The following is a 9,102-nucleotide window of genomic DNA, read 5'->3' as shown; positions in this document are numbered from 1 at the left end:
CACGCCCGGATCAATCCCTCCACTCAGCCTTCCGACGTCGCCGGTGGATCAAAAGCAAGATCAAAAGCACTCGAGCTAACGCTCATTGTGTAGGAGCTGCCGAAGGCTGCGATCTTTTGCTTTTGCTTTTCTATGGGAGCGAGCCTGCTCGCGAAGGCGGCCTGACTGCCGACCTGTTCTTGAGGTGGTACGCGATCCAACTGTAGGAGCTGCCGAAGGCTGCGATCTTTTGATTTTGCTTTTCTGTGGGAGTGAGCCTGCTCGCGATGACGGAGGAACATTCAAATTTAATTTGACAGATATACCGCTATCGCGAGCAGGCTCACTCCGACAGGGTTTTGCGCATCAACCGTCCATCCGTCGTCTGCCCTGAACCTCTCTCGCACTGATTTTTCTACCGGGTAAGTCCCTCAGGAGATTCCCGTATGTTCGATCAGCAAAAAAAGGCATCACTGGCGGCATGGCGCAAGATGGCGGAGCAGGCCGAGGGCGATCTGGATCCGGAACAGCAATATGACGAGTTGCTCAAGGCTGCGGATCAGATGGAGGAGCAAGGCCTGATCACCAGTGCCGAATGGCGCCAACTGGTACGCGACGCCGGTAACGTTTTTACCCTGAACGAGGAACAGCCACAGCGCTGACAGCTGCCATCGGAGGACGTCCCATGCTCAGTTATCTGTTTATCGGCGCCAACGATGTTGAGCGTTCGGCGGCTTTTTACAAGGCGATCCTGACGCCGCTCGGCTACCGGCATGATCGCGAAGAACACTACTGTTTCTACCTGCCCGATTGCGCCGACAAGTCCAACGGCCCCGGCAGCGTGCACATATCACAACCGTTCAATGGCGAGCCGGCGACTCGGGGCAACGGCATGATGCCGGCGTTCCGCGCCGACTCGCGGCATAAGGTTGATCAGGTGCACAAGACCGGGCTCGACCATGGCGGCAGCGATGAGGGCGCGCCCGGCACGCGCGAGGCCTACACGCCGGACTTTTACGTGGCTTATCTGCGCGATCCCGAAGGCAACAAGCTTGCTGTGTTCTACAGCGGTTGATGGATGGAGGCTGTCGATTCGGCCCTGATGGCGGCCCGTGCCCAGTTTGCGATCACGATCAGTTTCCATATCGTGCTGGCGGCGTTCAGCATTGGTCTGGCGAATTTCCTCATGGTGCTGGAAGCGATGTGGTTGAAAACCGGGCGCCAGGTTTATCTGGATGTTTATCGTTACTGGCTCAAGGTATTCGCCCTCAACGTTGCAGTGGGCACGGCGTCGGGATTGATTCTGGAATATCAGTTCGGTCTCAATTGGTCGCGGCTGTCGGTGCAGGCCGGTGATGTCCTCGGTCCGCTGATGTTCTATGAAGTGATGGCGGCGTTTTTCATCGAAGCGGGATTCCTTGGCATCATGTTGTTCGGCCTGAAGAAGGTCGGCCCGCGTCTGCATTTTTTTGCCACCTGCGCGGTGGCCGTCGGTTCGGTTATCAGCGCTTTCTGGATTCTTTCCGCCAATTCGTGGATGCAAACCCCCGCCGGCTATTCGGTTGGGGCGGATGGGCGTTTCCTCGCCGAGGACTGGTGGGCAGTCATCTTCAATCCTTCGTTTCCCTATCGTCTGGCGCACATGCTGCTCGCCGTGTTTATCGGCAGTGCGACGCTGATTGCCGGCATCAGCGCCTGGCAGTTGCGCAAGGCCTCGGCAAATCCGCGTGCTCGCCTGCAATTCTCCATGGCGCTGTGGGTGATTGCGCTGCTGATGCCGGTGCAGATCGTTGTCGGGGACCTGCATGGCCGGCACAGTCTGCACGCCCAGCCGCAGAAAGTGGCGGCGATCGAAGGCTCATGGACGCGCCCGGCTCAAGGGGCAGGGGAGCCACTGCGGCTGTTCGCATGGCCGGATATGCAAGAACGCCGCAACCACTTGGAGGTGGCCATTCCACGCATCGGCTCCCTCTACCTGCAGCACGACCTGACCAGCACCATCGCCGCGCTGGATGAATTTCCGGCTGAGGACATCCCGCCCGTCACACCGGTGTTTTTCGCCTTCCGGCTGATGGTCGGGCTGGGGCTGTTGATGCTCGGGCAGGGCGTGGTCAGCCTGATCCTGCGCCGGCGTAATCGCCTGTACACGGCGCGTCGCTGGCTGGGCGCCTGCGTGCTGCTGGCACCGGCCGGGTTTTTGGCAATGCTCAGCGGCTGGGTCGTCACCGAAGTAGGTCGTCAGCCGTTTACGGTTTATGGGCTGATGCGCACGGCGGACAGTCTTTCGTCGGTGTCGAGGGCTCAAGTCGTCGGGTCGACGTGGCTGATTCTGCTGTTTTATCTGCTGATCTTCGGCATCGGCCTGTGGGTATTGCTGCGCTTGTTGCGCGAGCCGCCGCAGCAGGATCAACCGGGTCCGCAGCCCACCCTTGGCGACGAAACCGGGCACTGAGGAGTCGCAGACATGGACACAGATTGGCTGACCCTATTGTGCGCGGCGGCGCTGGCGTTCTCGGTGATGAACTACGTGGTGCTCGACGGCACTGATCTGGGCGTCGGCATGCTGATGGGTCTGACGCGTTGCAGCGAGCAGCGGCGGGCGATGGCGGTGACGATTCTGCCGGTGTGGGACGCCAACGAAACCTGGCTGGTGCTCGGCGGCGGAGGGCTGCTGGCGTTGTTTCCGCTGGCCTACGCGATTCTGCTGCCGGCGTTGTACGTGCCGTTTATCGTGATGTTTCTGGCCCTGATCGCGCGGGCCATGGCGTTGGAGTTTCGCGACTACGCAGCGAACGAACAGCGCAAAAGAGTCGTCGATGGCGTATTGGCGCTGGCTTCGCTGCTGACGGGTTTTGTTCAGGGCGTGATACTGGGGACTTTGGTGCAGGGTGTTGCGCATCAGGACGGTCAGTACATTGGCGATGGCCGCGACTGGCTGAATCCGTTCCCCGTGTTTTGTGGTCTGGTGCTGGTGCTCGGTTACGTGTGGCTGGGGACCTGCTGGTTGTATTGGCGCACCCTGGATGAACTGCAGCGGCACTCGGCCCGCCAGGCCCGCGTGCTGGCGCTGGTCGTCGCGGCACTCTTGCTGGTGCTGATCGCATGGACGGCGACGTTGCAGCCGCAATATGCCCGGCGGCTCGCCGATATTCGGCTGTGGTTGCCGGCAGGGCTGATCGTCAGCGCTCTAGGATGGGTGTTCAGCAAAGGCTTTCACAGCCGCTTCGACTTTATCCCGCTGTTCGCCGCATTGGGCGTCTTCGTCCTGGCTTTCGCGGTGATGCTGGTCGCGCTATTTCCCTTCATCATTCCGCCGGATCTGACCTTGGACGAAGCCGCCTCAAGCCCGAACAGTCAGATCTTCATGCTGATCGGATTCGCCGTGCTGATCCCCATCACGCTGGCCTACAACACTTTCGGTTTCCGCGTGTTCAGCGGCAAGGTGCGCGTTGCCAGCGATGGCTGAGGGTCACGTCACCCGACCTTTTTTGCTCACCAGCGACAGTCGCGAAGCTCGCAACAAGTCAGCAAAAGCCGCCTTGTCGATTGGCCGGCTCATGAAGTAGCCCTGCACCTCGTTGCATTGATCCTTGCCGAGAATCGCCAGTTGCTCCTCGGTCTCGACGCCTTCGGCAGTCACCGTCAAACCCATGGCTTTGCCCAGGCCAATGATCGCCTGCACCACGGCACGATCATTGGTGCCGCTGCTGATCGAGGCGATAAAGCGTTTGTCGATCTTGATCCCGTCGAACGGATAGGCGCGCAGATAACCGAGCGACGAATAGCCGGTGCCGAAGTCGTCCATGTTCAGGCGCACGCCGAGTTCTTTGAGCTGATTCATGGTCGTCAGCGCGCCATCGGTGTCGTTCAGCATCACGTTCTCGGTGATTTCCAGCTCCAGGCGGCTGGCCGGGAAACGCGTTTGCACCAGCACTTCGCGAACATCCTCGACCACATCGCTGAGAGCAAACTGCGCTGGCGAGAGGTTGACCGACAGCAGAATGTCAGACGGCCATTCCAGCGCAGTTTCGCAGGCTTCGCGCAGCACCCAGCGTCCCAGCGGCACGATCAGGTCGGTCTGCTCGGCCAGCGGAATGAACACGTCCGGCCCGAGCAAGCCTTGTGTCGGATGCTGCCAGCGCACCAGCGCTTCGACTGAAACGATGTGCTTTCCGTCGACCTTGTAGCGCGGCTGATAGTGCAACACGAACTCGTTGTGCTTGAGCGCATGGCGCAGGTCATCTTCCATTTGCCGGCGCGTCTGGATCTGATCGCTCATGTGCGCTTCGAAATAGCACCAGGTGTTCTTGCCTTCGGACTTGGCCTGATACAGGGCGATATCGGCGTAGCGGATCAGATCGCTGACGACGAAGCCGTGTCGACGACTCAGTGCGATGCCGACACTGGCGCCGATGTGCAGCGGATGTTGTTCATAATTGATCGGTTGATGCAGGCTGCCGATCAGCCGTGTGCAGAATTTGTCGATCTCGTTATGGCTGTCCATGCCGTTGAGCACCACGACGAATTCATCACCGCCGAGGCGGGCAACTAGGTCGTGCTCGCGGGTGCATTCACGCAGACGCGTGGCGACTTCCTGCAGCACCGCGTCGCCGGCCGGATGACCGAGGGAATCATTGATCGGTTTGAAATTGTCCAGATCGATCATCAGCAGCGACAGAGGCGGTGCGTGTTCCTTCAAGAGCAGCACTTCATCCAGATAGCGCGCCAGTTTGTTGCGGTTGGGCAGACCGGTCAGGGCGTCGTGCATCGACAGGTGCTGAATCTGCGCGTGGGCAGCGACTTCGTCGGTGATGTCGCTGGCGGTGCCGCGATAACCGACGACATCGTCCTTGTCGAAAATCGGCCGTGCGGAGAGCCGGCAGTGGCGCGGCTGGCCGGAGTGATCGCGATAGGTGCAACGCAAATCGCCGGCGCTGTTTTCTTCGCTGAGTTTGCGCAGCCACAGCTCCAGAGGTGTGGTGTCGCAGGTCAATAATTCGCCGATGTCCTGGCCCAGCCACAGGGCTTGCGGGTAGCCGGTGACCTCGCTGAAGCGCGCCGACAGATAGGTCAGCGCCAACTGACCATCGACTTCCCAGATCCAGTCCGACGCCGCTTCGGCCACGGCGCGAAAGCGTTCTTCACTGGCTTCGAGCGCATGATTGGCGGCTTCAAGGGCCTGATTCGACGCCTGCATGGCATGGATGCTGTTGTCGACGTATTGCGAAGAACGCAGGGCGTGGCGGAAAAAGTATGCCGTCAACAGCATCAGCACCAGGAACGTCGCGCCGAGCGGTGGCACCAGCGTCCACAACAATTGCTGACCGGGCCGTTGCAGGTCGGCAACCAGGCTGTAGCCGGTGCTGTCGAGCGGCACGCTTGGTTGACCCTTCTCAATGGTGTCATCCGGGACCAGGGTCAGGTTCGTCAGACCATAACCGCTGCCGATCTTGCGCAGTTTGGTCGGGGTCAGCTTGTCGACGAACACCAGCACCGAGGTGTTTTTCAGTTCATCCAGCGGGCGCTCGTCGTTGGGAATGATCGCGGCAGCGGTGATCAGCGCCGGCCAGCCTTCGAACAGTGAATAACTGCTGATCGGCTTGGTCAGATCAGGCTGGCTCAGCACCTGCTCGACCAGCGCCGAGGCGGGCGCTTGCAGCACCGTGGCCACATCGGTTTCAACCATCTGCCCGCGAATCACCGCGTACTTGGTGCGATTGCGATCAAGGACGAACACACCGTCGTAGCCATCGCTGGTGAACAGCGTCTTGCCCATGTTCTGTTCGGTGTAGGCCCAGTTGACGTCGATCGGCCCGCTCAAGGCCTCATAGGCGCGGGTCCAGTAGGCATAACTGGTGATGTAGTTTTTCGACGCGGTGATGCGGTTTTCCACGGCGCGCACGGAATAGAACTGGTTCTGTTCCAGGTCTTTCGCGTCAAGGGTATTGGCGATGCCAAGTAATGTGCTGATCGCGGCGATAACGCCAGCGACGAACAAAGCGCCAACGGCGATGGCCAGGCGCCGGGTCACGGCGCGTTGCGGTGTTGGGATTGGCTGCGCAGGGAGAGTAACGACCATGTGCTCGTCCTTGATCCGGTGTCTTGTGAATCTAGAACAATGGCGAGCGCACAATGTTCAGATTGTTGTTATTGGTATCGCCTGGATTTTTTCAAAGTGTAGCGAATCCGTTGGAATTTCCAGCACCGCCGGCCGGCGGCGAATCCCGAAAGGGCGAGACTTCCCGCACAAAAACCGGATAATGGCCGCCATTCGTTTAGCCGTATTCTGGTAATCCCGCATGGAAATCAAGGTCAACTTTCTCGACAACCTTCGACTTGAAGCCAAGTTCGACGACTTCACGGTGATCGCCGATCAGCCCATCCGCTACAAGGGCGACGGCTCGGCACCGGGGCCGTTCGACTACTTCCTGGCGTCGTCGGCCTTGTGCGCGGCTTACTTCGTCAAGCTGTACTGCGACACCCGCAGCATCCCGACGGAAAACATTCGCCTGTCGCAAAACAACATCGTCGACCCGGAAAACCGCTACAACCAGATCTTCAAGATTCAGGTCGAGTTGCCCGCCGATATCTCCGACAAGGATCGCCAGGGCATCCTGCGTTCCATCGACCGCTGCACGGTAAAGAAGGTGGTGCAGACCGGCCCCGAGTTCATCATCGAAGAAGTCGACAACCTCGACGCCGATGCCCAGGCCTTGTTGATGCCGCAGTCCGATTCCCAGGCGGGCACCTACATTGCCGGCAAGGACCTGCCGCTGGAACAGACCATCGCCAACATGTCGAAGATCCTCGCCGACCTCGGCATGAAGATCGAAATCGCCTCGTGGCGCAACATCGTGCCGAACGTCTGGTCGCTGCACATTCGCGATGCGCATTCGCCGATGTGCTTCACCAACGGCAAGGGCGCGACCAAGGAAGGCGCACTGGCTTCGGCGCTGGGCGAGTTCATCGAGCGCCTCAATTGCAACTTCTTCTATAACGACCAGTTCTGGGGCGAAGACATCGCCAATGCCGAATTCGTCCATTACCCGGATGAGAAATGGTTCAAGCCGGGGCCGAAGGACGAATTGCCAAGCGAGATTCTCGACGACTACACCCTCGGCATTTACAACCGCGACGGCGAACTGCGTGGCTCGCACCTGTACGACACCAACTCCGGCAACACCCAGCGCGGCATCTGCTCGCTGCCGTTCGTGCGCCAATCGGACGGCGAAGTGGTGTACTTCCCGTCGAACCTGATTGAAAACCTCTACCTGAGCAACGGCATGAGCGCCGGCAACACCCTGGCCGAAGCGCAGGTGCAGTGCCTGTCGGAGATTTTCGAGCGCGCAGTCAAACGCGAAATCCTCGAAGGCGAAATGGCCCTGCCGGACGTACCGCAAGAAGTGCTGGAGAAATACCCGAGCATCCTCGCCGGCATCAAAGGCCTTGAAGAGCAGGGTTTCCCGGTATTGGTCAAGGATGCCTCGCTGGGCGGTGAATTCCCGGTGATGTGCGTGACCCTGATGAACCCGCGCACCGGCGGCGTCTTCGCCTCGTTCGGCGCGCACCCGAGCCTGGAAGTCGCGCTGGAACGCAGCCTGACCGAACTCTTGCAGGGCCGCAGCTTCGAAGGCCTAAACGACTTGCCGCAGCCGACCTTTTCCGGGCAGGCAGTCACTGAGCCGAACAACTTCGTCGAGCACTTCATCGATTCCAGCGGCGTGGTGTCGTGGCGCTTCTTCAGCGCCAAACCAGACTTCGAATTCGTCGAGTGGGACTTCTCCGGCCAAGGCGAAAACTCCAATGCCGAAGAAGCCGCAACCCTGTTCGGCATCCTCGAAGACATGGGCAAGGAAGTCTACATGGCCGTCTACGAGCACATCGGCGCCAAGGCCTGCCGCATCCTGGTGCCGGATTACTCGGAGATCTACCCGATCGAAGACCTGATCTGGGACAACACCAACAAAGCCCTGCAATTTCGCGCCGACATTCTCAACCTGCACAACCTCAGCAAGGTGGGCCTGCGCAATCTGGTCCAGGGCCTGGAACGCAGCGAGCAGGATGACTACACCGATATCACCACGCTGATCGGCATCGAGTTCGACGACAACACTCCGTGGGGCAAATTGACGATTCTCGAACTGCGCCTGCTGATCTACCTCGCGCTGCAGAAGTTTGACGAGGCGAAGGATCTGGTCGAAGCGTTCCTGCAATACAACGACAACACCGTTGAGCGCGGCTTGTTTTATCAGGCTGTGAATGTGGTGCTGGAAATGGAGCTGGACGAGGATCTCGAGCTGGAAGACTACGAGGCCAACTTCCGTCGGATGTTTGGCGACGAACGCATGGATGCGGCGATTGGTTCGGTCAATGGCAGTGTGCGCTTTTACGGTTTGACGCCGACGAGCATGAAGCTGGAAGGGCTGGATCGGCATTTGCGCTTGATTGAGAGCTATAAGAAGCTGCATGCGGCGCGGGCGAATGCGACAACCTTGTCGCGTTGAGAGCTCGCGATCCAAATGTAGGAGCTGCCGAAGGCTGCGATCTTTTGACTTTGATTTTTTTTGACCAAAGCAAGATCAAAAGATTGCAGCCTTCGGCAGCTCCTACAGATCGAGCCAAGCTCAGCGGCCATGCGCCGCATTGGCCAACTGCCCCGTATCCACCCGCACAAACACCGAATCGCCCACCGCCGTCAGCACTTCTCCTGCATACACCTCGCAAATCACTCGGGTCTTGCGCCCGACCTCACCTTCGACCCGCGCGCGCAAGAGCAGTGGTACGCCCATCGGTGTCGGTTTGATGAACTTGATCCCAAGGTTCCCGGTGACGCAGTCGATGCGCGGCAGGCTGCCGGCTTCGCGGTTTTCTGCGCGGTAGTGCCAGGCCATGGCGGTCCAGTTGGAGTGACAGTCGACCAGCATGGCGATCAGCCCGCCGTAGACCAGATCCGGCCAGCCGCAGTATTGGGCTTCGGGCACGTGTTCGGCGATCACATGGCTGCCGTCTTCGTCCCAGCGACTTTTGACGTGCAGGCCGTGCGGGTTGCGGCCGCCGCAGCCGTAGCAAACGCCTTCGGGGGCGGCGAGGTCTTGCAGCGGGGTGTCGTGGCTGGACATGCTG

General features: G+C 59.8%; 7 protein-coding genes. 5 read left to right on the top strand and 2 right to left on the bottom strand.

The window, feature by feature from the left end; all coding sequences use genetic code 11:
- The first annotated feature begins 425 nt into the window (after positions 1–425).
- The 4 genes from AC4IHP_RS08945 to cydB are packed head-to-tail and all read left to right on the top strand — an operon-like array spanning position 426 to position 3,445.
- Positions 426–641, top strand: a complete 216-nt coding sequence (locus AC4IHP_RS08945) for a hypothetical protein (protein WP_073474890.1) — start codon at positions 426–428, stop codon at positions 639–641.
- Between the two features lie 23 nt (positions 642–664).
- The gene (locus AC4IHP_RS08940) at positions 665–1,054 is read left to right on the top strand and encodes a VOC family protein (RefSeq protein WP_490831501.1); all 390 of its coding nucleotides are present in this window, start codon (positions 665–667) and stop codon (positions 1,052–1,054) included.
- Positions 1,055–1,057: 3 nt separating this feature from the next.
- A complete protein-coding gene (locus tag AC4IHP_RS08935) occupies positions 1,058–2,431 on the top strand; it encodes a cytochrome ubiquinol oxidase subunit I (protein WP_490831500.1) in 1,374 nt (457 codons plus the stop codon).
- 12 nt (positions 2,432–2,443) lie between these two features.
- The gene (gene cydB, locus AC4IHP_RS08930; protein ID WP_490831499.1) at positions 2,444–3,445 is read left to right on the top strand and encodes a cytochrome d ubiquinol oxidase subunit II; all 1,002 of its coding nucleotides are present in this window, start codon (positions 2,444–2,446) and stop codon (positions 3,443–3,445) included.
- Between the two features lie 3 nt (positions 3,446–3,448).
- Here the strand turns inward: cydB and AC4IHP_RS08925 are convergent, their stop codons facing one another.
- Positions 3,449–6,058, bottom strand: coding sequence for a bifunctional diguanylate cyclase/phosphodiesterase (locus AC4IHP_RS08925; RefSeq protein WP_490831498.1), 2,610 nt, complete (start codon positions 6,056–6,058; stop codon positions 3,449–3,451).
- Positions 6,059–6,278: 220 nt separating this feature from the next.
- Here AC4IHP_RS08925 and AC4IHP_RS08920 point away from each other — a divergent pair, with 220 nt between their 5' ends.
- Positions 6,279–8,483: an OsmC domain/YcaO domain-containing protein gene (locus tag AC4IHP_RS08920; RefSeq protein WP_490831497.1), complete on the top strand. Its 2,205-nt coding sequence runs from the start codon at positions 6,279–6,281 to the stop codon at positions 8,481–8,483.
- Positions 8,484–8,603: 120 nt separating this feature from the next.
- Here AC4IHP_RS08920 and AC4IHP_RS08915 read toward each other — a convergent pair whose 3' ends face one another.
- Positions 8,604–9,098 carry a PaaI family thioesterase gene (locus AC4IHP_RS08915; protein ID WP_490831496.1) on the bottom strand — a complete coding sequence of 165 codons (495 nt, stop codon included), beginning with the start codon at positions 9,096–9,098 and terminating at the stop codon, positions 8,604–8,606.
- Positions 9,099–9,102 lie beyond the last annotated feature (4 nt).

The organism is Pseudomonas sp. UF-293 (assembly GCF_058245595.1).
The sequence above is the reverse complement of the archived record's forward strand: the minus strand, read 5'-3'. Positions and strand labels throughout refer to the sequence as shown.